Source organism: Anaerolentibacter hominis (assembly GCF_032380675.1).
Lineage (GTDB): Bacteria > Bacillota > Clostridia > Lachnospirales > Lachnospiraceae > Anaerolentibacter > Anaerolentibacter hominis.
Window position 1 is genome coordinate 164,675 of sequence record NZ_JAWDIX010000002.1, and the last position, 22,363, is coordinate 187,037.

Annotated in this window: 21 protein-coding genes, 1 tRNA gene and 1 other annotated feature; of the genes, 17 read left to right on the plus strand and 5 right to left on the minus strand. The window is 46.8% G+C overall.

Going from position 1 to position 22,363, the window contains the following annotated elements:
* Window positions 1-169 precede the first annotated feature (169 nt).
* From ABCW47_RS09965 to ABCW47_RS10020, 12 genes are all read left to right on the plus strand, one after another.
* Window positions 170-2,599, plus strand: coding sequence for a response regulator (locus tag ABCW47_RS09965; RefSeq protein ID WP_425516070.1), 2,430 nt, complete (start codon window positions 170-172; stop codon window positions 2,597-2,599).
* Between the two features lie 55 nt (window positions 2,600-2,654).
* Window positions 2,655-3,872: a GGDEF domain-containing protein gene (locus ABCW47_RS09970; protein ID WP_343209774.1), complete on the plus strand. Its 1,218-nt coding sequence runs from the start codon at window positions 2,655-2,657 to the stop codon at window positions 3,870-3,872.
* Window positions 3,856-5,085, plus strand: coding sequence for a GGDEF domain-containing protein (locus ABCW47_RS09975; protein WP_343209775.1), 1,230 nt, complete (start codon window positions 3,856-3,858; stop codon window positions 5,083-5,085). The genes ABCW47_RS09970 and ABCW47_RS09975 overlap by 17 nt, the downstream gene beginning before the upstream one ends.
* Before the next feature lie 173 nt (window positions 5,086-5,258).
* Window positions 5,259-6,242 (plus strand): ornithine cyclodeaminase family protein, encoded by a 984-nt coding sequence (locus tag ABCW47_RS09980; RefSeq protein ID WP_343209776.1) that lies wholly within the window; start codon window positions 5,259-5,261, stop codon window positions 6,240-6,242.
* 55 nt (window positions 6,243-6,297) lie between these two features.
* On the plus strand, window positions 6,298-6,777 hold the full coding sequence (gene ispF / locus ABCW47_RS09985; protein ID WP_343209777.1) for a 2-C-methyl-D-erythritol 2,4-cyclodiphosphate synthase: 480 nt from the start codon (window positions 6,298-6,300) through the stop codon (window positions 6,775-6,777).
* Window positions 6,778-6,795: 18 nt separating this feature from the next.
* Window positions 6,796-7,899: a GNAT family N-acetyltransferase gene (locus tag ABCW47_RS09990; RefSeq protein ID WP_343209778.1), complete on the plus strand. Its 1,104-nt coding sequence runs from the start codon at window positions 6,796-6,798 to the stop codon at window positions 7,897-7,899.
* 88 nt (window positions 7,900-7,987) lie between these two features.
* Window positions 7,988-8,221 (plus strand) — a binding site (T-box leader).
* A 128-nt stretch (window positions 8,222-8,349) separates the two neighbouring features.
* Complete coding sequence (gene cysS / locus ABCW47_RS09995) at window positions 8,350-9,747, plus strand: cysteine--tRNA ligase (protein ID WP_343209779.1); 1,398 nt, start codon at window positions 8,350-8,352, stop codon at window positions 9,745-9,747.
* Window positions 9,732-10,187, plus strand: coding sequence for a Mini-ribonuclease 3 (locus tag ABCW47_RS10000; protein ID WP_343209780.1), 456 nt, complete (start codon window positions 9,732-9,734; stop codon window positions 10,185-10,187). The genes cysS and ABCW47_RS10000 overlap by 16 nt, the downstream gene beginning before the upstream one ends.
* A gap of 366 nt (window positions 10,188-10,553) precedes the next feature.
* A complete protein-coding gene (gene rlmB / locus ABCW47_RS10005; protein WP_343209781.1) occupies window positions 10,554-11,327 on the plus strand; it encodes a 23S rRNA (guanosine(2251)-2'-O)-methyltransferase RlmB in 774 nt (257 codons plus the stop codon).
* Window positions 11,327-11,854, plus strand: a complete 528-nt coding sequence (locus ABCW47_RS10010) for an NYN domain-containing protein (RefSeq protein ID WP_343209782.1) — start codon at window positions 11,327-11,329, stop codon at window positions 11,852-11,854. The genes rlmB and ABCW47_RS10010 overlap by 1 nt, the downstream gene beginning before the upstream one ends.
* Before the next feature lie 16 nt (window positions 11,855-11,870).
* Window positions 11,871-12,473, plus strand: coding sequence for a sigma-70 family RNA polymerase sigma factor (locus tag ABCW47_RS10015; protein ID WP_343209783.1), 603 nt, complete (start codon window positions 11,871-11,873; stop codon window positions 12,471-12,473).
* 67 nt (window positions 12,474-12,540) lie between these two features.
* Window positions 12,541-12,613 (plus strand) — tRNA-Thr (locus ABCW47_RS10020).
* A gap of 157 nt (window positions 12,614-12,770) precedes the next feature.
* On the opposite strand, the gene ABCW47_RS10025 is transcribed toward ABCW47_RS10020, so the two are convergent.
* The 5 genes from ABCW47_RS10025 to ABCW47_RS10045 form a co-directional block, all read right to left on the minus strand.
* Complete coding sequence (locus tag ABCW47_RS10025) at window positions 12,771-13,022, minus strand: BRO family protein (RefSeq protein ID WP_343209784.1); 252 nt, start codon at window positions 13,020-13,022, stop codon at window positions 12,771-12,773.
* Window positions 12,991-13,164 (minus strand): hypothetical protein, encoded by a 174-nt coding sequence (locus ABCW47_RS10030; protein ID WP_343209785.1) that lies wholly within the window; start codon window positions 13,162-13,164, stop codon window positions 12,991-12,993. Before ABCW47_RS10030 ends, ABCW47_RS10025 begins: the two co-directional genes overlap by 32 nt.
* A gap of 122 nt (window positions 13,165-13,286) precedes the next feature.
* Window positions 13,287-14,099 (minus strand): Ltp family lipoprotein, encoded by an 813-nt coding sequence (locus tag ABCW47_RS10035; protein ID WP_343209786.1) that lies wholly within the window; start codon window positions 14,097-14,099, stop codon window positions 13,287-13,289.
* 97 nt (window positions 14,100-14,196) lie between these two features.
* Window positions 14,197-15,303 (minus strand): immunoglobulin-like domain-containing protein, encoded by a 1,107-nt coding sequence (locus tag ABCW47_RS10040; protein WP_343209787.1) that lies wholly within the window; start codon window positions 15,301-15,303, stop codon window positions 14,197-14,199.
* 48 nt (window positions 15,304-15,351) lie between these two features.
* A complete protein-coding gene (locus tag ABCW47_RS10045) occupies window positions 15,352-15,945 on the minus strand; it encodes a hypothetical protein (protein WP_343209788.1) in 594 nt (197 codons plus the stop codon).
* A gap of 624 nt (window positions 15,946-16,569) precedes the next feature.
* Here ABCW47_RS10045 and ABCW47_RS10050 point away from each other — a divergent pair.
* From ABCW47_RS10050 to ABCW47_RS10070, 5 genes are all read left to right on the plus strand, one after another.
* Window positions 16,570-17,268 (plus strand): ABC transporter ATP-binding protein, encoded by a 699-nt coding sequence (locus tag ABCW47_RS10050; protein WP_425516079.1) that lies wholly within the window; start codon window positions 16,570-16,572, stop codon window positions 17,266-17,268.
* Window positions 17,246-19,342, plus strand: coding sequence for a COG1361 S-layer family protein (locus tag ABCW47_RS10055; protein ID WP_343209789.1), 2,097 nt, complete (start codon window positions 17,246-17,248; stop codon window positions 19,340-19,342). The genes ABCW47_RS10050 and ABCW47_RS10055 overlap by 23 nt, the downstream gene beginning before the upstream one ends.
* Window positions 19,329-20,687, plus strand: a complete 1,359-nt coding sequence (locus tag ABCW47_RS10060; protein WP_343209790.1) for an ABC transporter permease — start codon at window positions 19,329-19,331, stop codon at window positions 20,685-20,687. Before ABCW47_RS10055 ends, ABCW47_RS10060 begins: the two co-directional genes overlap by 14 nt.
* A gap of 153 nt (window positions 20,688-20,840) precedes the next feature.
* Window positions 20,841-21,665, plus strand: a complete 825-nt coding sequence (locus ABCW47_RS10065; protein ID WP_343209791.1) for an MBL fold metallo-hydrolase — start codon at window positions 20,841-20,843, stop codon at window positions 21,663-21,665.
* 211 nt (window positions 21,666-21,876) lie between these two features.
* Complete coding sequence (locus tag ABCW47_RS10070) at window positions 21,877-22,308, plus strand: zinc ribbon domain-containing protein (RefSeq protein ID WP_343209792.1); 432 nt, start codon at window positions 21,877-21,879, stop codon at window positions 22,306-22,308.
* The last annotated feature ends 55 nt before the right edge of the window (window positions 22,309-22,363 follow it).

Sequence of the window (22,363 nt, forward strand, 5' to 3'; positions counted from 1 at the left end):
ACTGTACCATTTTTCGGGTGAAAACGCCATAAATCATTGAGAACACAAGAAAATTATGATATACTCGAAAGGAACTATTATGAACAAGGTGTTTGCTTTTCAGGATGTATAGTGTCTGCTGGAATTTAGCTGCGGCAGAAGGCATATTAGATGAGGAGGAACTGTAAGGATGATGGAAGATGATATAGAGATGGACACAGAAGACATAAGTTCGAAATTTACACCTGCTGATTATGAATACAGCACACTGATGCAGCTTTTGGGTGTCAGTGTAAGTAAACACCTGCTGGACGAACATTTTACGCTGGTCTGGGCAAATAAGTTTTATTATGAGTTTACCGGATGGCCGAAGGAGGAATACGAAGCCACATTCCATAACAGACCGGATCTTTATTATAAAGATGACCCAAAAGAATGGAAAGAGCTGTCGGACGCAGTTTATGAGGCGATTCGGACAAAGAAGAACGGATATAAGCTGCTTTCCCGTTTCCGAAGGAAAAGCGGAGACTTCATCTGGATACAGCTCTCCACACTGTTCGCGGATGAATATATCAACGGGGTTCAGGTTGCCTATACGGTTATGACGAATATAGATGATGTGGTACGGATGCAGAAGGAGCAGTCGGTAACTTACGAGAGCCTGCCGGGCTTTGTGGCAAAATACCGGATCGACCCTCATCTGCGCCTGACGCTTCTGGAAGGCAATTCCAAATTTATGGAATATTTCGGAGCCGGCAAAGACGGGGCCGAAGGCATATTGCATCGGCAGAATATCGTGGACAATATGGATGTGATCATGGAGCAGCGGGAGAAGCTTCTGGCGGGGGAACCGGTGCATTTTGTCATGCGGGTGGAAAGCCGTCTTGGACAGTCTCTGTGGCTGCAGGTCAGCGCCGACTGTGTGGACTGGCAGGAGGGCTGCCCGATATACCTGGTGATTTTTATTGATATCACCGATGTCACCGAGCTGCGGCATATGCAGAAGAAACTGACCGAACAGACGGAGGCGCTCAAGGATGCTTTGTCTGTGGCAGAGCGTGCCAATCAGGCCAAATCAGATTTTCTTTCCCGCATGAGCCATGAAATCCGTACACCGATGAACGCTATCACCGGTATGACCACTATAGCGGCTGCAAATATTAATGACCGTCAGAGAGTAGCGGACTGTCTGAGCAAAATTGCACAGTCCTCCAAACACCTGATGTCGCTCATCAACGATGTGCTGGATATGTCCAAAATTGACGCCGGCAGAATGAAGATTGCCCATGAGCCGTTTGATCTGCAGACAGTGGCGGAATCGGTCACTTCTATCATTTATCCCCAGGCTGTGGCAAAAGGGCTGGATTTTACAGTGCCGGTTGTGGAACTTACCGATACTTTGCTGGTGGGTGATGCGCTGCGCCTGAACCAGGTGCTGCTTAATCTCCTGTCCAATGCCCTCAAATTCACACCGGAGGGCGGCACGATACGTCTGGAGATCAGGCAGCTGCAGAAAAAAGAGGACAGGATTCGCCTGAGATTCACGGTCAGCGATACCGGAATCGGGATGAGCGAAGCATTTCTGGATCAGATGTTCATACCATTTGAACAGGAAAGTACAGCTGTGGGTCAGAGATTTGGCGGTACCGGCCTTGGCATGCCGATCACGAAAAATCTGGTAACCCTGATGGGCGGTATTATCTCTGTGCAGAGCGAGGTGGAGAAGGGGACTACCTTTACGGTGGAACTGGATTTTGATCTGCCTGAGGATGAAAACGCCAAAGAGCACAAGCAGCCTTCTCTGGGCTGTCTGAAGGTGCTTATATCCGATGACGATAGAGACAGCTGTGAATATACATCACGGATGCTTCAGAATCTTGGGATTCAGTCTGACTGGGTGACAACCGGAGAGGAATGTGTAGAGAGAGTCTGGAGAGCGCATAGAGTCGGTGCGGCTTATGACGTCTGTCTGGTGGACTGGAAAATGCCGGATATTGACGGCATTGAGGTGACACGGCGCATCCGGGAGCAGGTTGGACCTGATACCACGATCATTATTATAACCGCCTATGACTGGAGTGCTATAGAGAAACCCGCCCGTGAAGCGGGGGCAAATGCTTTTCTTGCCAAGCCGGTGTTTGCCTCTACACTTTATAACACCTTACTTTCTGTAAATGGAGTTGATAAAATGGTTATGCTCCCGGTACCCGGAGTGGAGTACTGCCGGCCGGAGCTGGCAGGGCACCATGTTCTTCTGGCGGAGGACAACGAACTTAACAGGGAGATAGCCGTGGAACTCTTGAAAATGACCGAAATTACGGCCGACTGCGCTGGTGACGGAAAAGAGGCTTTTGATAAATTTATGGAGAATGGGGACAGCTACGATCTGATCCTTATGGATGTACAGATGCCGGTCATGGACGGGTATAAGGCCACGGAGGCGATTAGAAAATCCTCTCATCCGAGGGCAAAGAGCATTCCGATTGTTGCCATGACAGCTGACGCGTTTCATGAGGATGTAGTGCGGGCGGCTGCGGCAGGAATGAACGGACATCTGGCTAAACCCATTGAGCCGGAGCTGCTTTATCGGACGATGGCCGGGCTGATTTCTAAATCGTAATTGGCGTTTCATGCCCGCAGCACGAATAGTTTATTTAGCAAGAAGGAGAAAAAATGTGGAGATTCGTTTGGCCTGGTATCTGTTTCTGCCGGTGTGCTGCTCTGTGTTTTCCGGCCTTTTAGAATATTTAGTCATGTCTGTTCTGGGATATCCAAACAGAGGACGGCAGCTTGCCCGCATTGGCATGACAGCTGTGCTTGTTATGATCTGGCCTGCAACCGTCTTTCCCCTTCCGATTTTCTATGTCCTGTTTTATCTGATTCGCGGTATAGATGTAATCTTTAGCAGACGATATATGGAGGAACAATTTCATCTCAATCTGGGCGTCGCTAATATCATGGCTCTTCATTTGGCCTGTATCGCCGTGCTGGCTCTGATAAATGAAACAGCGATGAGGGATCTGCTTCAAGACCCGTTCTGGTGCGCTGTCAGCTTGTCCATAGCCTTTGTTATAAGTGCAGTAGAAAGTCTGTTAGTTTTTAAGTTTTCAACAGCCTCCACAGTTCTGTCTTCTGCGGCTCGAAGCGAAGAGGGGCGTCCTTTTATGGCATTTCTCTGGTTTTGTACGGTGTATCTGCTTATGGACAGCGTGCTGTGCATCGGGGAGGAGGAATCCTTTTATACGCCGCTTTTTCTAATTGGAAGCAGCGCTGTTTTAATGATTCTACTGATCCTTTTTCTGTGGAATATTCATACCATTGTCAAAAGTAATTATGTAAAGGATGAGAATGCCAGGCTTGAAATTGAGCTTACGTTAAAGAATCAGATAGCGGGAGAACTTCGACGGCTTTCGGAGCGGGACAGTCTGACAGGGGTATATTCCAGGCGTTACGGACTGGAGTTCCTGGAAAACCTGATTAAAAAAAACGCTCCGTTTTCATTGGTTTATCTGGATTTGGATCATTTAAAACAGATTAACGACAGAGAAGGACATGAGGCGGGTGACCGCTATCTGAAAATATTTGCTGAGGCGATCGGCAGGCAGCTTCTAAAGGGCGAGATTACAGTGAGAATGGGCGGAGATGAATTTATGCTTTTATTACCCGAATGTTCAGAGAAGGATGCACGGGAAAGGATAGCTGTATTCCGGCGTGAAGCTGCCCGGAAGGACAGGCAGACACCTATATATTTTTCTTTTGGGGTTGCCGGCTTCGCTGCCGGAGAATCCGGAGAGGCTTCGGAACTGATCTCCCGGGCTGACAGGGAAATGTATCTGGACAAAAGGCGCTCTTATGTCCAGCGGGAGGGATTCAATCATGCCGGACAGTTATAATCTGATCATAAATATTCTTACGCCGTTATTTTACTTTTATTTTAACTGGCGCTATTTTGTACTGGTCAATGTGTCGCTTGCGCTGCCCCGGCTTCGGAAGGGCGTGATCGTCGGTACTTTTTTGATCAATTTCCTAATGTTTTACCTATGCTCTATTTTAGAGTTTAACTTGATATTAAACTGGGCCCTGTTTTTTTGTCTTTTGCTCCTTGAGACGATAATTTACTGCAAAGAGATGGGACAGGAGTCGGCGTTCTTTTCACTGACAGGAATTTTATGCGGCCTGGAAATCAATATATTATGCCGGTGTGTGATAGCGATGATAATCGATCAGCCGCTGGCCAATTTCGACAATCATACATTAAACGCGGGCAATCTGAAAGGCGTACCGGTATGTCTTGGATTTTTGCTGGGCGGCGCCGTGCTGCATCTGCTGGCTGCGCCGTCGTTCGTGGGCAGGATACGCATGATAAAGGAACACCCCAGGCATCTATCCTTTCTGCTTCGGATTATGGAAGGGCTTGCTCTTTATCTCTCCCTCAATCTGCTGATCTACAGTGCCCGGGATAATGGGATACTGTTAAAATTGTGGGGTATTAAATCCTGTGTGTTTGCCATAGTGGGAAGTTATCTGGGTATCCGTTATACGATGAAGATCTGTGCCCTTTCCGACTATCGGGATAAAAACCGTGTGATACGAAAAGAACTGGTTCAGCAGGAGATGGAAGAAAGAAGGCTGCGGCTTGAGGCATTCCACGACACGCTTACCGGATGTCTGAACCGTCTGTATGCTGTTAACGCAGTCGAACGTCTGCTGGAAGAGGGGCTGCTGTTTACACTCTGCTTTATAGACCTGGACGGACTAAAGCGGGTGAATGATCTGCATGGACATAATATGGGAGATCAATATATTCTTGCGGTTGCCGATGAACTGAGAAAAAGCTGCAGTGAAGATAAGGATATTCTGGCCAGATACGGCGGAGATGAATTTCTCCTCGTGTTTCTGGGCATCGGCACGCAGGAGGCGGAAGAACGTCTTGACAGGGTAAATGAACGGCTGTCGGAACGATGCCGTGAGCAGATTATTCCGTTCCCCATGTCGGTCAGCTTCGGTATGGCAGACAGCAATGCCGGGACACACGTTGACAAACTGATCACACTTGCCGATGCGAAAATGTATGAGAGGAAGAAGAGAAGAAAGAAAAATATCTAATTGCGGATGGAACAGCGCGCCGCCGGTCGTACAGGATCGGCGGCGTTTCTTGTGGTATAGGAATCAGTCCGCGGGATATCGGCTTTTTTCAGAGTTAATTGTGCAGATGTGGATAGAGAGCCAAAAGCATGGTATAATTCTTGTAAAAGAAAGCTCAGGAGCGGAGGAAATCTATGGAAACAGGCAGGGAAGTATTATATTTATCGCAGGAAGATGTTAAAAAGGTCAATATGGGAATGAAGGAATATATTGATATTCTGGAGGACGCTCATATTAAAAAGAGCCGCAAGGAAGTGGATATGCCGGTCAAGTATAATATGTGGCCCAATGACAGCACCTTTCTCTGTGCCATGCCCTGTACCATCATGGGTACCGGTGCGGCAGGCCTGAAATGGCTGGCAGGGTGTGCCACAAACCAGGAGAGGAATCTGCCCAGGTTTATGGGATTTGTTATATTGAATGACCCGGAGAGCGGCGCCCCGGTGGCAATCATGGACTGTACGTACATAACAGGTATGCGCACCGCAGGAGTCAGCGGAGTTGCACTGCGGCACCTGGCCAATCCGGGCAGCCGTACGGTGGGTGTCCTGGGATGCGGCCTGGAGGGCAGAACAAATCTGCTGGCAGCCCTCACGGTCTGCCCGGATATCCGGCAGGTTTATGCCTGGGGGCCAAGGGCATCGACAGTAGACCGTTATGTGGAGGAGATGGAGGCAGAGTACCGCATATCCATAAAGAGGGCACAATGCCCGGAAGAAGCGGTGAGAGAGGCGGATGTTCTGCTGTGCAGCGCCCCGATTACCCATACAGATGAATTTAAGGTAATTGAAAAAGACTGGCTGAAACCGGGTGTGACGGCAGTGCCGGTCAATCTGGAGTCTCATTTTAAGCCGGAGGCGGTCCTGGCCTTTGATAAATTATTTATTGATGATACCGATCTCTATCACGGCGCGGTAAAGAAGGGGCATTTTAAGGAGCTAACCCGGATACCGCCGGAGCTTGGAGAGCTGCTGGACCACAAGGTGCCGGGACGGGAGCGGCCGGAGGAAAAAATCATTACGTTCACAGAGGGAATCGGGCTGAATGACGTGGCGGTGGCATACCGCATCTGGCAGCTGGCCCTGGAGAAGGGAATCGGTACACTGCTGCCTCTGTAAGAATCTATGGATGATTTTAATGAGGATCAGGAATACTTTTAGAAAGGAAACAGTCATGCGGATAGGTATGGGTTATGACGTTCACCGTCTGGTGGAGGATAGAGAACTGATTTTGGGAGGTATAAAAATACCTTATGATAAGGGGCTTCTAGGCCATTCCGATGCTGATGTGCTCGTTCATGCGGTGATGGATGCACTGCTGGGTGCGGCGGCTATGGGTGACATAGGAAAGCATTTCCCTGACAGCGGGGAAGCATACAAAGGGATATCCAGTATGGTGCTTCTGGGAAAAGTGCTGGAAATTCTGATGAAGGCCGGTTATCAGATCGGAAATATTGATGCGACGGTGATTGCGCAGCGGCCAAAGCTCGCTCCCTATATTGATGCGATGAGGGAAAATATTGCAGCTGTACTGGATCTGCCTGCTGCCTGTGTCAGTGTGAAAGCCACCACGGAAGAAGGGCTTGGTTTTACGGGAACCGGGGAGGGCATAGCGGCCCAGGCAGTCTGCCTCATCACAGAGAAGGAACATTAGACGAAAGGTTGCGATAAAATGAACAAAGAGAGTGACCCCAGATATCAGCTGTGGAAGAACTGTTTTCACGATTCGGACCAGTATCTTTCCTATTATTGGGATAATAAAATGAAAGAAAACCGGGTGCTGGAGCTGTGGGCGGATAAAGAAACGAAGATCCCGGCGGCGGACGGGCAGGGAATGCTTGCCAGTATGCTCCACCTGAATCCATATCTGGTAAGAGCAGGAGAGCAGACCGCGGTTACAGAGTATATTGTGGGCGTGGCAACCGACCCGTCTATGAGACATCGAGGATTTATGGCCGCGCTGCTGAAACAGGCTATGGATGAAATGTATGCAGCGGGTCAGACCTGGACTTACCTGATGCCCGCCAGCGAGGCAATCTATTATCCCTTCGGCTTTCGATTTGTCTACAGTCAGGAACGGCTTGTTCTGACAGGCGAGATGCTTTCACAGTATATAAATATTTCGAAAGAGAGCCGGAAAGGAAGAAGAGCGTGGAAGACCTGGGGCGAACTGACAGAAGAGGACAAAAACAGGGCCTGGGAGTACGCCAACCGTAAACTGGAGCCGTTTTCCGTCCGGGCGGTAAGAAGCCAGGCTTATTACGATGATCTGGAAAGGCAGATGAAGGCGGCAGGCGGGGAACTGCTTCTCTATATGGGAGATACGGCTGAAAATCCATGTATCCTTTCCTATATGCTGGAGGATGGAGCGGCAGAAGTGACAGAGGTAATCTGTGAGGAAGAGAATCGGGAGGAAATCATCCCTGCGCTGGCTGCCAGGCTGAGCAGGCGGGCCGCAAAGCTTACCTTTCTGGAAACTGCGTTTTTAAAACCGGCTGAGCAGACCGCTGCCACGCCGATTATCATGGCAAGAATTGTAAATGCGGTAAAATTTGCGGAGCAGCTGCGGACGGAGGAACCTGTCACCATGACAATCCGGCTGACAGATGAGCTGGTGGAAAAAAATAACGGGATTTTCCGGCTCTGCCTTGGAAAGAATAAAAGCAGCCTGAGTCCGACGGAAGAAAAGCCGGAACGGGAGATGGACATCGGTGCATTTACACTATTTCTATTTCAGACATGTCTTAATCGAATATACCTGAATGAAATAGTGTAGTTTGTTTCTACTAATTGTGAAAAAACTTATTGACAAAGGGAGAAGTATCACCTAAAATAGTCGATAAGATTTCAATTATTTATATTATTGAAAAGCGTAGAACAGATAGAGTAGTTTTAAGAAAGCCGACAGAGAGAAAATGCCACCGGCTGAAAGCATTTTTCGGAGGGACTTAGAATGAAGTGCATCTGGGAGCTGATTGGGTGAAGAAATCAGTAGCCTGGTCCGGCGGCAGCCGTTATGTATGCTGGAAGAGGATATCTGACGCCGAAGGGCGCAGCATATCAACTGGAGTGGAACCGCGAGTTACCTCGTCTCTGGAATTTCAGAGACGAGGTTTTTTTATTGCATAGGATTAGATGTCAAAAGCACCTTTGGTGCTATGCTCTGTTTTGACACCTAATCTAGTTAGGACAGTTAAAAATTTTCGCTATTTAGGAGGAGCCTTTCATGAAGCTTTATAACACATTGACAAAAAGAAAAGAAGAATTTGTTCCCCTGGAAGAAGGTAAGGTGCGCATGTATGTGTGCGGCCCGACCGTATATAATTATATTCATATTGGAAATGCACGGCCGATGATCGTGTTCGACACGGTTAGAAGATACATGGAATATAAGGGACTTGATGTCAACTATGTTTCCAATTTTACGGATGTAGATGACAAGATTATCAAAAAGGCCAACGAGGAAGGTGTATCTGCATCCGAAATTTCGGAACGGTTTATTAAGGAGTGCCTTAAGGATATGGAGGGCATGAATATTAAGCCTGCTACTACACATCCGAAGGCGACGGAAGAAATCGATGGAATGATTGATTTGATCTCCACCCTGATTGACAAAGGCTATGCATATGCAAAAAATGGGACGGTATATTACCGGACCAGACAGTTTAAAGATTATGGGAAGCTTTCCAAGAAAAACATTGACGATCTGGAAGCCGGAATTCGTATTGCAGTAGATGATGAGAAGGAAGACCCGATGGATTTCGTGCTCTGGAAACCGAAAAAAGAGGGTGAACCCGCATGGCAGTCTCCCTGGGGTGAGGGAAGGCCGGGATGGCATATTGAGTGCTCCGAGATGAGCAAACGGTATCTGGGTGAACAGATTGATATTCACGCCGGCGGCGAGGATCTGATCTTCCCCCATCATGAGAATGAGATTGCACAGAGTGAGGCGGCAAGCGGAAAGGAATTCTCCAAATACTGGCTGCACAATGGTTTCCTGAATATCGACAATAAGAAAATGTCCAAATCGGAGGGCAACTTCTTTACGGTAAGAGAGATTGGCGAGCAGTATCCGCTGCAGGTGCTCCGGTTCTTCATGCTGAGCGCTCATTACAGGAGCCCGCTGAATTTCAGCCGTGATCTGATGGAATCATCCAGCAATGGTCTGGAGAGAATCCTCACAGCGGTGAGAAATATGGAATATCTGCTTGAAAAAGCGCAGGACCGGGAACATAATCCGGAGGATGAAAGTATCTTAGCTCAGCTTACTGAGCTGACCAATAAATTTGAAGCTGCCATGGATGATGACTTTAATACGGCAGATGCTATTTCCGCTGTATTTGAGATGGTTAAGATGGCAAACTCCACGCTGACTGCGGATACTGCAAAATCAGTGATCCAGGCGGTGTACGATAAGATGAATCAGCTGTGCGACGTTCTGGGCATTATCACCAAGCAGGAAGAAGAACTCCTGGACGACGACATTGAGGCGCTGATTGAAGAAAGACAGCAGGCCAGAAAGAATAAGAATTTTGCACGGGCCGACGAGATCCGGAATATTCTCCTGGACAAGGGGATTGTACTGGAAGACACAAGAGAAGGAGTAAAATGGAAGAGAGCGTAAACGAGAATCACTTGATTACGTATTTAAAAGAGCAATTTAACCTACCGGAAACGGATATTCGGATGTATTCTCCCCTGACGCTTGCATTTATCGGGGATGGTATTTATGATTTGCTTATTCGAACGATGATTGTGGAACAGGGCAATGCGCCGGTGAACCGCCTGCACAAGCGGGTCAGTTCGCTGGTGAAGGCCCCGACCCAGATGCGGCTTATGCTGCTGCTGGAACCACTGCTTCGGGAAGATGAGCGCGGCGTATACAAAAGGGGGCGTAACGCCAAGTCTTATACCGTAGCCCAGAATGCAAGCGTAACTGAGTACAGAGTCGCCACAGGGTTTGAAGCCCTGTGCGGCTACTTGTACCTGACCGATCAGATGGACCGTTTGCTGGAATTAATAAAGACCGGTTTAGAGAAGCTGGCGGCTGAGCCGCAGTGCTAAACGGAGCCTGTTTCGAAAGAGCACAGAGCCTTTCGAAAGAAATAAATAGAAGGATAAAGCGGAAGTGGAATTCATAAGAATCCCTTCCGTTTTTGATTTAAATAGTGTAAGCTGTAAGAAACGGACAGTCTTTTATCATGGAAGTAGATAAGACTCCCACCTTTATAGGTGGTGAGTAAATAACAAATTTGTCTTGGTGGGAGCCCAGTCTCCTTCCAAGATAAAGCCTCCGGCGGAATGCAGAGCCGCACAGATGTATTATGTCATGCAAAGCATGACGAGCGGCTCGCAGCAAGTACGCCGAGGCGTACTTGAAGGGAAAGAAGGCGAACTGTCCAGGAAAAAACAGGAGTGATACAATCAGATATGAATAAAGAAGACAGAAAACCGGCAGAAAACGAAACTGTGAATGAACAGAAGTATGAGGGAAGAAATGTAGTATTGGAGGCTTTCCGAGCGGGAAAGACGATTGATAAATTATATATTCAGGACGGCAGCCAGGACGGGCCGATCAAGTCGATTCTTCGGGAGGCGAGAAAACAGGATACACTGGTTTCTTTTGTCAAGAAGGAGAGGCTGGATCAGATCTCCGAAACAGGAAGGCATCAGGGAGTGATTGCTATTGCGGCAGCCTACTATTACAGCGAGCTGGATGACATTTTCAAGAAGGCGGAAGAAAAGGGGGAGCCTCCTTTTATCATTCTCCTTGATAATATAGAAGATCCACACAACCTGGGGGCAATCATCCGGACGGCGAATCTGGCCGGTGCGCATGGCGTCATTATTCCAAAAAGAAGAGCGGTGGGCCTGACCGGCACAGTGGCCAGAGCCTCGGCCGGAGCCATTCACTACGTGCCGGTGGTGAAGGTCACCAACCTGGGCAATACAATGGAGGAGCTTAAGAAACGGGGAGTCTGGTTTGTATGCGCGGATATGGATGGGGATCTTATGTATGATCTGAATCTGACCGGGCCGATCGGGCTTGTGATCGGCAGCGAGGGCGAGGGCGTGGGACGTCTGGTAAAAGAAAAATGTGATATGGCGGCCCGTATTCCGATGAAAGGAGATATAGATTCTCTGAATGCATCTGTTGCCGCCGGTGTACTCTCCTATGAAATTGTACGGCAAAGGATGAGGTAATGGCGGGCAAAAACTATTTGCTGGTAGATGGATATAATATTATCTTTGCATGGGAAGACTTAAGGGAGTTGGCGCAGGAGAATCTGGAGGCGGCCAGAGGGAAGCTTGCTGACGCCCTGTGCAACTACCAGGGCTTTATTCAGGATGAGGTGATTCTGGTCTTTGACGGCCACAAGGTGCCCGGCAATCCTGGAAGCGTATACCGGTATCACAACATTCACATCATCTATACAAAAGAGGCGGAGACGGCGGATCAGTATATAGAGATGGCGTCCCGGAGGATAGAAGGAAAATATAATGTGCGTGTTGCCACTTCCGACGGGCTGGAGCAGGTGATTATTCTGGGCGCGGGGGCTACCCGCGTATCTGCCAGGGAATTGAAAAAAGAACTGGAAGAGAGTGAAAAGATAATCCGTGAGAAGTATCTGGCGAAAACGACGGGCAAGCGGAACAGTCTGCTGGACAATCTCTCCCCGGAGATGGCCAGGTGGATGGAAGAATTGCGGCTGAAGGAGACGAAGCACTGAGGAGGTACAGGACGACATGCAGCAGGCGGGGCACTTCGAGGCATACAGAGAATGCAGCGATGAGGAGATCGTAGAGAGAATCCATGCCGGTGATACACACGGAGTGGATTACATTCTGGAAAAATATAAAAACATGGTCCGTCAGAAAGCCAGAACCCTTTATCTGATCGGCGGAGATAAGGAAGATTTGATTCAGGAAGGGATGATTGGCCTGTATAAAGCGATCCGGGGCTATAACAGGGAGAAGGAGAGCAGTTTTGCTACCTTTGCCAACCTGTGTGTTACCAGGCAGCTGTACAGTGCGATCCGCATTTCCAACCGGATGAAATACAGCCCGCTGAATAATTACGTGGCGCTGTCGGATATGGAGCAGCTGGACGCCTATCAGAGTCCGGAAGAAATCATGCTGGACAAGGAGAAAACCAACCGAATCGAGGATGAACTGAAAAAACGGCTTAGCCCGCTGGAAAAGCAGGTTATGGACTACTACATTAACGACATGAAATATACGGAGATCGCAGCGGTTCTCGGCAAGGAGCCGAAGGCTATCGACAATGCCCTGCAGAGGATTAAGATTAAACTGCGTGATGTTTTAAAAAATATTGAAAAAACCTCTTGATTTTTTTGGGACTTAACTTTATAATAGGCAATGCGTGATTGTTCCGTAAATCATACGCAATATGTTTGCTGCTGTGGCACAGGTGGTAGCGCACCTCATTGGTAGTGAGGAGGTCACGGGTCCGAGTCCCGTCAGCAGCTTGTTAAAACCCTTGTATTTACAAGGGTTTTTATTTTTCGTGTTGCATTTCGTGCAATTTGTTAGTTCTTTTTTGTTCACGCTCTACCTGTTTGATGCTTTTTGCTGGTGTAGGCAAGCCTTCAGGCATTGTACCACCAAGTTCGCTGATCGTTTGCCTCACTTTACTGCCAACTTTATTTCTTTTTGTGGATCGCCATTTTGGACTATTAAATAGCAGGCATAGCGCGATAATTCATAATCCTCTATTTCGCGTTCAGCACCCGAACCTATGTTTATCATTTTGCCAACTTCGGCAAAATGGTCTGAAGTATTGTTTCCGCTATTGAAACAGGCATCTTTTGCTTTGTTAATTACATTTTCAAATCTACGCCATTGTTTATATGCTAACGACTTGTAGCTCTCTGGCATACCAGAACTCTTCTCCGAATCTGTTTATGTGTTTTATTGAATCAAATAAGGTTTCGGTATAATTACTCTTTTCTTCTTCCGTAAGGGCCCTTGAAAGAACTCTGTCCGAGAAATCATTTAATTTTTCTTGAAAATCATCCAAATATATCTACCTCTTTTCTTTTAAACTGGATATTTATGTATTAACCGCTCCCATTGATATAGGAGCGGTTCAGATTAGATTTAATTATTAAAATCGATATTTATGTTCTGATCTATTCTGCGTCAATACCCATTTGCCTCAGCACCATATACCGCCTGTTTATGGGTAAATCCTTCGAATTCTAACTGCTCGACCAGACCGTTTTTAGAAAAAGATGTAAATTTTAAATATTCTTTCGCTTTTAAGGCTGCCTGTTCATTCCAGTCCGCCCCGCAATTCTCCACGGCCTTCACAGCATTTTTGTTAGAAAATCCCTCAAATTCCAATTGAGCCACTAAACCGTCATAGGAGAACGCTGAAAAGTCCAGATATGACTTTGCTTTTTTCTGAGCCTGCTCTGCCCAGTCTGCCCCGCAGTTCTCTGCACCATAAACAGCTTCTTCATGTGTAAAACCCTCAAATTCCAGCTGTTCAATCAGACCTTTCCGGGAAAAAGCGGTAAACTGTAAATAAGATTCTGCTTTTTTTACAGCATTTTTCTGTCCCATTGTAATATTGGAATCATCGTTTTCTTTTTTCTCTTCCTTCTTCTCTGTCTTCTTTTTGTCATCATCCTTATTGGCATCAGCCTTTTCATCTGCCGGGTCAACCTTGCTTTCTGAATCTTTCCCATCATCCAGGGGATCTGAACTATCATCTCCCTTTGCATTGTTGTCTGCCACATTAGGCGCATCGACAGGCTTGACCGAATCATCACCTTTTCCGCCAGCCCCCAGAGCCGCGGCGATAATAATTATAGCCACAATCGCGATGATCCACTTAAAAAAACCACCGCTTTTTTGCTTTTTTCCGCATTGCGGACAGATTTTCGCTTCATATGGTATCCGCATTCCGCAATTTTTACATAACTTAATAACAGGTTTTTCCTTACTCAAACTATTCCCTCCTCATTTGTTTTTGATTGCTGTTCGTACTTCTATTATAAAGCAGAAGCGAGGAGAAAGAAAGCACAAAGAGGACGAGCAAGATGCCTTATTCTATTTGAAATTCCCTGCTTATTCTGCCGATCGCCGTTCCCTCCAGGTCTTCCTCGTCATTTGTAAATATTACCTGGGATACCCGATATTTCCCGGGCTCCATAACATATCCCCGCCGCTTGGGATCAATGATACAGCAGACACTTTCACCAGGTTCTATCGGATAGCGGAACCAGCCGTTTTCATAGTAAATAGGCTCTTTTGTGACCACATCGTACCAGGTTCCGTCGATTTCACATTCCAGAGTGATATTCACAAAACAGGAGACCGGTTGATCCGTTTCGTTATATAGCGTGACGAGGATAGCAGAATGATTTTTATATTCCTGATAGCTGGAAAGTTCCATGTAAAAGCCGCTTGGTTCCGGCAGGACATAACGATTCGATATGCCTTTGCGGGCTGTTCTTTCTTCTTCCAGTTCATCTTTATCTCTGACCGGGATGCTGTTCTCCCAACATATGTTATCTGAGTCAATTAAATTTTCTGTGAGCCATTTTTCTTTTTCTTTTGTAAGTCTGGCTGCCTTCATGTCCAAAATGCCGAATCGCTTCCTGTAAACGGAATCGTGAGGGAGCAGCTCAATCAGATCTTCCTTGTCCCGGTCGATCAGGATATTGCCGGTCCAGGACACATAGATAGTATCCGGGTGGGAGAAGGCATATTCCTTCAGCCTGGCTGCCAGCTGTTGCCCGGGATCATGATCCGCATTCATCCAGTCCTGCCTTTGCAGATCGTAGTCCTGGACCAGATCAGCGTTTTCCCTGAGTTCAATCCAGGGAAAAGGAAGAAGATTCTGCTTAAGCCAGGTATACGCTTCTTTACCCAGAGATTTATATTCCATGTAATAACGCTTTGCTTCCGGATCAAATGCTACATCGCCGAATGCCAGCTCTCTGCTGATTACCTTGCGGATGAGAGGGGACCGGACAAAGCCATTTTCCTGTAATGGCATGGTCAGATCCAGAGGCTGTGCTTTATGGTAAGAGTCCATTTTTGCTTCCAGACGGTTTTGAAAGACAGGCAGAAAGGTTCCCTGACGGTATATCAGAAAAACTACCAGTACAATGAAAACAAATAGGATAGGAAGAAGTAATTTCTTCATTTCAGATAGTGTCACCTCTTTCGAAAATCAGTATGGAGAATTGCCGGATTACTGTCTATGAAGCGTATTATTTAACACCCGCAGTGTAGTTTTAAAATCGGAATTCTGATCCTGTGACAGTTCATCAGCCTTATTTATAAAATTCATATATTCCGATTCTGTCAACTGGGCTTGTATGAACTGGAGGGAAAGCATTAATATAATCATATCATCGCCGGCCGTATAGTTTTCCTCAGGAAGAGGAATCTCTAAAAATTTTTCCGTGATATATTTGCCGGCGTCTGCTCTGTCTAATAGTTCTGACAAGCCATTGAATATACCCTTGACCTGTATAAGCCCCTGCAGGGGAGTATCGAAATAGTATAGATTTGCATTATACGGATAGGCCAGTACCAGTTCTAATAGTTGATCTGTCGGTATATCATGAAGCAGGTCTTCTGGTATGACAAATAACTGCTGCCTCTCAGCGGCAGAAGCAGCGTTTAACCATTCGGGTGAGTTTCGGTCATAGGGAAACCGGTACACACCAGTCTGTGAATCAAACCAGTCAGAGGCTGGCTTACTATGAAAAAGCATGATTGCAGTAATCGGTATAAGCAAAAGTATGGTAATTGAAATAAATCGTCGTCTTATTTTGAACATGTTATCTCACTTACGAGTTCAGCCTTGATCATAAATGGTTTCAGGTTGAGGGGGCATTTTGATTTTTACAATTAAGATACAATCAATCGCTACAATAAAATGGATGGGAGTGTTTCTATAAAGAAATGAAAGATTAGTTTTTTTTATTTTAAAACATGAATTTGTCATAATATGGGCAGATGGGTGATGAAAACTAAGAATACGAAGGTAAAGAAATCTCCATGAAGAAGAATATTTTTTCGTGGAATTTTTACAAATATCTCAGATTTTTAACAGTTTTGTAAATGTTTTGTCCTTGCTTTCCTATTAATAAGAGATATACTGGAAGCGTGGCATTTTTGTGTGATTCAGGTCGTATATTGCGCCAAATTCACTTAAGAAAATCATAAGAATTTTATCCGCGCATTATTAAGTAATGTTCTTTATAATGAACACATGGTATGCCGGGCTGTTTTGTGATATTATTAGGGACGGAGCAATCTGCATAACAAACGGCGGCATGCTTCGCAGGCCGTCTTATCGTAATCGCAAAGAGGAGGAGGTGTTTTTTTGGCGGAGACAGAAGGAAAAAAAGTGAAGAATAATAAGATTATTCAAGTAAAAAATGTCCGAAAGGTCTACCGGATGGGTGAAGAAAAAATTGTCGCGGTAGACGATGTTAGCTTCGAGATTGAAAAAGGCGAATTTTGCTGTCTTCTGGGTACTTCCGGTTCCGGTAAATCTACCTTGCTGAATCTGATGGCGGGAATCGAGAAGTCAACCAGCGGCCAGATTATTATAAAGGGACAGGACGTACTGAAAATGAATGAAAATAAACTGGCCAGATTTCGACAGGATAATCTGGGTTTTGTTTTTCAGTCGTACAATCTGATGAATTCCATGACGGCGCTGGAGAATGTGGAATTTCCGCTTATTTTTAAACGGGTTCCCCCGAAGAAGAGGGAGAAGCTGGCCAGGAAGATTCTGGTGGAGGTTGGACTGGGCAACCGTCTGAACCATAAACCAAAGGAAATGAGTGGTGGTCAGCAGCAGCGTGTGGGTATTGCAAGGGCTTTTGTGACCAGGCCGGAGATTGTGTTTGCCGATGAGCCTACCGGCAACCTGGATACCCATACCACAATGGAAGTTATGGATCTGATTAAGGGAATTGCCAAGCGAAACAGTCAGACGATCATCATGGTAACCCATGACCCGCGGCTGGCGAAGTACGCGGATAAAATTATACATATCCTGGATGGAACGATTCAGAATATTGAGATAAATCAAGACGTCATCAATGAGAAAGTAGAGGGAGCAGAGAATGAACAAGTGGAAGTTAGCTAAGAGACTGGGGGTACTCCTCCTTGCCATGACGATGGTGATGGGAAATTTTGCGACGGCAAGTGCTTCGATGCCCACACCCGAGCCAGCCATTACATATTCAAAAGTTGTACCAACCATGACTGTAACGCCGGGTGAAACCGTACATGTTACACTGCCGATCTGGATTCAGGGGCAGAGCATCGCGAATCCGTATATTTCCTTTGAGATGGAAGGAGTTCCTGCCAAAATTACATCTGATTTTAAGTTAACGCAGTATGGCAAGGAGGCTACGGTGCCGCTGTTCGGACAGATGGACTTGGATTTCGATATGCAGATCAATGAGACGGCAGGCAAAGGTACATATAATATGTATTTAAAAATTGAGGGAAATGCCTCATCCTCCAGTTCTCCCATATCTTTGAAGGTTCCGATCCCATTCCGCATTAAAGTGGATCAGGCCAAGAAGGCTCCCGATCTGGTAGCTGAGGCGATTAACAACGAGAGCGGAATCCGTCCCGGAGATTCCATGACACTGAATTTCAATATCAATAACTACGGTGATCTGGATGCAAAAAAAGTTAAAGTGTCCCTCCCTGATGTAGATACGGCAGGGCTGCTTCCTGAATATGAAAAAGGGTCATTGTCCCAGGGCACGATCAAGGGAGGCGGAAGCACGGAGGTCAGTCTGGACTACACGGTCTCCAATTATGCAACTGCGGGCTTAAAAACAATTAACATCAATATTGACTATGAAGATAATGACGGCAAGACTTACACGACAACTGCAAAGGCATATGTAGAGATTATCGACGCTGCAGGCGGCAAGGATTCACCGGACCTGATTATCAAGAGTGTGAAGCAGAGCCCGGCTGCGCCCAACGCGGGCGGCATGGTAGTCATGTCTTTTGTGCTGGAGAATAAAGGTACGTCTGACGCATACAAGATCAAACTGACACCGTCAGGCCTGGCTGCCAATACGTTCAGTCCGGTATCTTCTGATCCGTACATTTATATTGAATCTCTGAAATCCGGCAAGAAAAAGACGGTTACAATGAAGTTTAATGTTTCAAAGGATGTGGCTGACGGATTAAACACCATTACCATGGGCATCAGCTATGAGACGTTAAACGGTACCGCAGTGGACGGCGGAACTTCTACCCTGTATGTGAGAAATGTGGTGGCAGATGAGCTGTCCGGCACACCGAAGCTGATTGTAAGCAAGTACGATCTGGGTGATCAGACGTTAAAGGCAGGGGACACCTTCACCTTTAAATATGACATTTTAAATACACACAGCAATATTTCCGCAAATAACATCAAGGTTACCATTTCTTCCGAGGAAAATGTATTTTCACCGTCGGAAGGTGCGAACAGCTTTTATATCAAGTCCATGAAACCGGGTGAAACGGTACATGAGACTGTAAATCTGAAAATTAAATTTGACTGTACGACCAAGGCGTATCCGCTGAAGATTTCCTTCCAGTATGAATATGAGGGGATGCCTCAGCTGAAAGATCAGCTCAATACCGGCATTACGTTTGATGAGACAATTTCTCTGCAGGTATCAGAAAATGCCAGACCGAATGTAAGTAATATCGTGGTAGGTCCCTGGGATACACCGGTGGCCGGAGAGCCTACTTCTGTGAGCTTTGATTTTTATAATATGGGCAAGGCTGCTTTGAGCAATGTTACTGCTAAGGTGGAGAGCGATTTCTTCCAGCCGTCTTCTGACATGACCTGGATCGGCAATGTAGAGCCGGGGGCAGGAGATACCTATGAGGTGGAAGTGGTTGCACCGATGGCTGGAGAAGGAACCGGTACGCTTGTTCTTACCTATGAGGACAGCAACGGATCACCGGTTGAATTCCGGACGGATTTCACCGGAACGGTTACAGAGGCTATGACGATGGACCCGGGAATGATGGACCCGGGAATGGACCCGGGCATGGACCCGGGCATGGAAGAAGGTACTACTTCCAGTAAAAAGTGGATCTGGATCGGCGTGGGCGCTGTGGTAGTAGTGGGCGGCGCGGCAGCATTTGTGATCATCCGGAAGAAACGGAAAGCGGGAAAGGACGAATATGAGGACGATTGATCTGATTCGAATGGGAATCCGGAATCTGAGCCGCAGAAAGGCCAGAACCTCCCTGACGGTAATCGGTGTGGTAATCGGTACCATTTCTATCGTAATCATGATCTCGATCGGTATCGGAATGAACACCAATTTCCGGTCGATGGTTATGGAGCTGGGAAGTCTGACGACGATCACGCTGAGCAAGAACTCCTATATCCAGAACCAGGAAGGCGACTACCAGAACGTGACCCAGACCATTGATGACAAGCTGATTACCTCTATTGAAGGAATCGCCGGGGTGAAGGCGGTTATGCCGGTCAGGATGGCGGCGCTTATAATGGAGGCTGGACGGTATGAGGGTTCCGGGCAGGTATATGCGGTGGATCTGATGAAGTTCGGGGAATTTGACTATCCTGCTCCTATGAGCGGGGAGCTTCCCACGAATGAAAAGGATGCGGCAAATACGGTTATTATGGGTAATTATATTGCCACCCAGGGTTTTAATGATCCCAGAAGCAGAAGATGGGAGCCGGTGGCTTTTGATCCCCAGAAGATGAAACTGATCTGCTCTATGTATGACTGGGAATTTAATTTTGATATGTCTAATATGAAGCAGTACCGGGTGGAGAATGTAGTACTCCTGGATACGGCGGGCAATTATTCGGAGTCTGATTACAGCATTTATATGGATTCCAGAACATTTGAAAAGTGGTATTCGGAATTCACCAGGACGCTGAAGGCGGCGGACAGGAAGAAAGCGCAGAAGAAACTGAAGGAATATGACCAGCTGGTGATCAGCGTGGATAATGTTAAGAATGTGAAGGATGTAGAAGAGCAGATTAAAGAGATGGGCTACCAGACCCAGAGTTTGAGCAGTATGATGGAACCCATGGAACAGACTTCCAAGATGCTCCAGCTGGTGCTGGGCGCCGTAGGAGCGGTAGCCATGCTGGTTTCGGCAATCAGTATCGCCAACACGATGGTTATGTCTATTTACGAGAGGACAAAGGAAATCGGTGTTATGAAGGTGCTGGGCTGTGTGATCCGGGATATCAAAAAGCTGTTCTTGTTTGAAGCCGGTATTATCGGCTTTCTGGGAGGGGCGATTGGTGTCGTACTCAGCTACATAGGCTCGTTCTGTATCAATAAGTTCGGCGGGCCGGTATTCGATGCGCTGATGAGTTCGGGAGGCGGGGCAATGTATGGTCTGGAAGCCACCGGACCTGCAAAGTATTCGGTGATTCCGCTCTGGCTGCCTCTGGCGGCATCGGCTTTCGCTATCCTGGTCGGACTGGTCTCCGGTTATTATCCGGCGAACCGGGCAACGAAGATCAGTGCAATTGAGGCGATGAAGAGCAATGAATAATGATAATGAAGAACGAAGAAGGAATAGTGAAGAACGAGAAGTAAGAATGCTATATATTATAAAGTGAAGCATGTATTACGCCGCCTGTAGTTGTCTACGGGCGGTGTTTTCATTACATATGATACAAAAAAATGGTTGCGGGGGTGTTTTATATTGAGATTGAAAATTGTGGGAAGCGGCGGAATGTTTCAAATTCCCAATCCTTTTTGTAAATGTCCTGTCTGCGAGGAGGCGAGACAGAAAAGGGGCCGGTTTGAGCGTCTGGGGCCGAGCCTTTTTATCGAGGATATCAAGATGCTTATTGATATGCCGGAGGATATTGGGGTTGCCTGTGACAGGCAGGGAATCAGTGATATTAAGTATCTTTCTATCTCCCATAAAGATCCCGACCATACGAGAGGCATGCGTATCGTGGAACCTCTGGGTTATGACTGTATTGCCGATAAAGGGACACCGATCCCATTCCTTGCGCTGCCTGAGGTTATTGAAGATATTAATGCCTGGAACGGCGACGGCCTGTACTATTATGAGGATGTTCTGAATTGTATTTCCATTCACAGGACGAACTACATGAAAATTGGGAATATAGAAGTACATTTAATCAATAATAAAACGCATCGCGGTAATATGACGTTTTATGTGATAGCGGAGGGGACGAAGAAGGTTATTTACGCCTGCTGTGATGTAAAGCCGTTTGTTCCCAATGAGCTGTATTTTGACGCGGATATTTTAATTATCGGTCTTGTATCGGACGACGGCATCCTAAAGGATGGATCTAATCTTGACGATGCACCTTTCAGAGATGATATGTATACCTTGGATGAAATTATAGAGATGAAGCGCAAATACAGAATAAACCGTGTCATTGTTACCCATATTGACGAGTATTGGGGCAAATCCTATGCTTATTACCAGGAACTGGAGAAAACCCTGGAAAACATTTCTTTTGCCTATGACGGCATGGAACTTGTGTTATAGCAATGGTTTCAGGTATCCGCCGTCTGCTGAAAATGCGGTTGTGGGGGATCGGCCGGTGCATGCTAGAACATCCGGATTGCCGGAGGAGATGCTCTTTTTATGGTGGAATTTGACGGTAACTTCTGGTATAATACGTATGATATGTGCCCGGGAATGTCCGGGACTCCGTAAGGAACGGTTAATTGATTCAAAGATCAGGGGGAATTAAGATATGATATGTCCGGTATGCGGCAGAAATGCTGAACATGAAGAAGCCCGTTTTTGTGAATACTGCGGGGCTGCCCTGCGGGCCGACGGGCCGATGGGGTATAATTATAATGCAGACCAGGGAAATCCTTATGGGAGTCCAGCTAATATGCCGCCGGTAAACCAGAGAGTAAACCCGGCAACAGTACTGCCGCAGGAGGCGCCGGTCAGCTTCGGCAGCTGGCTTGGGACGATGCTCCTTCCCTTTATTCCGATTGTGGGGAGTATGATTTATCTGGTTATGCTGCTTGTGTGGGCATTCGGGGGCAGCGCCAACGAGACGAAGAGAAACTGGGCCAGGGCCAGTCTGGTGGTGAGCCTGATTTCCACGGTTCTGTTGATTTTTGCCGTAGTTGCTCTGCTGCAGTATGCGACGGTTGCGGGATATTATTATTAAATCGATTGGTGAGAGCGCCGGATGAAATCCGGAATGAATAAAGGAGAATTGCTGT

Excerpts from the sequence above, each read along its gene's own strand:
- ABCW47_RS10060 (WP_343209790.1), top strand. The coding sequence starts at position 19,329 with ATGAGGACGATTGATCTGATTCGAATGGGAATCCGGAATCTGAGCCGC.
- rlmB (WP_343209781.1), top strand. The coding sequence starts at position 10,554 with ATGAATAAAGAAGACAGAAAACCGGCAGAAAACGAAACTGTGAATGAA.
- cysS (WP_343209779.1), top strand. The coding sequence starts at position 8,350 with ATGAAGCTTTATAACACATTGACAAAAAGAAAAGAAGAATTTGTTCCC.
- ABCW47_RS09975 (WP_343209775.1), top strand. The coding sequence starts at position 3,856 with ATGCCGGACAGTTATAATCTGATCATAAATATTCTTACGCCGTTATTT.
- ABCW47_RS10055 (WP_343209789.1), top strand. The coding sequence starts at position 17,246 with ATGAACAAGTGGAAGTTAGCTAAGAGACTGGGGGTACTCCTCCTTGCC.
- ispF (WP_343209777.1), top strand. The coding sequence starts at position 6,298 with ATGCGGATAGGTATGGGTTATGACGTTCACCGTCTGGTGGAGGATAGA.
- ABCW47_RS10010 (WP_343209782.1), top strand. The coding sequence starts at position 11,327 with ATGGCGGGCAAAAACTATTTGCTGGTAGATGGATATAATATTATCTTT.
- ABCW47_RS09965 (WP_425516070.1), top strand. The coding sequence starts at position 170 with ATGATGGAAGATGATATAGAGATGGACACAGAAGACATAAGTTCGAAA.
- ABCW47_RS10050 (WP_425516079.1), top strand. The coding sequence starts at position 16,570 with ATGGGTGAAGAAAAAATTGTCGCGGTAGACGATGTTAGCTTCGAGATT.
- ABCW47_RS09990 (WP_343209778.1), top strand. The coding sequence starts at position 6,796 with ATGAACAAAGAGAGTGACCCCAGATATCAGCTGTGGAAGAACTGTTTT.
- ABCW47_RS10015 (WP_343209783.1), top strand. The coding sequence starts at position 11,871 with ATGCAGCAGGCGGGGCACTTCGAGGCATACAGAGAATGCAGCGATGAG.
- ABCW47_RS10025 (WP_343209784.1), bottom strand. The coding sequence starts at position 13,022 with ATGCCAGAGAGCTACAAGTCGTTAGCATATAAACAATGGCGTAGATTT.
- ABCW47_RS10070 (WP_343209792.1), top strand. The coding sequence starts at position 21,877 with ATGATATGTCCGGTATGCGGCAGAAATGCTGAACATGAAGAAGCCCGT.
- ABCW47_RS09980 (WP_343209776.1), top strand. The coding sequence starts at position 5,259 with ATGGAAACAGGCAGGGAAGTATTATATTTATCGCAGGAAGATGTTAAA.
- ABCW47_RS10045 (WP_343209788.1), bottom strand. The coding sequence starts at position 15,945 with ATGTTCAAAATAAGACGACGATTTATTTCAATTACCATACTTTTGCTT.
- ABCW47_RS10040 (WP_343209787.1), bottom strand. The coding sequence starts at position 15,303 with ATGAAGAAATTACTTCTTCCTATCCTATTTGTTTTCATTGTACTGGTA.
- ABCW47_RS10000 (WP_343209780.1), top strand. The coding sequence starts at position 9,732 with ATGGAAGAGAGCGTAAACGAGAATCACTTGATTACGTATTTAAAAGAG.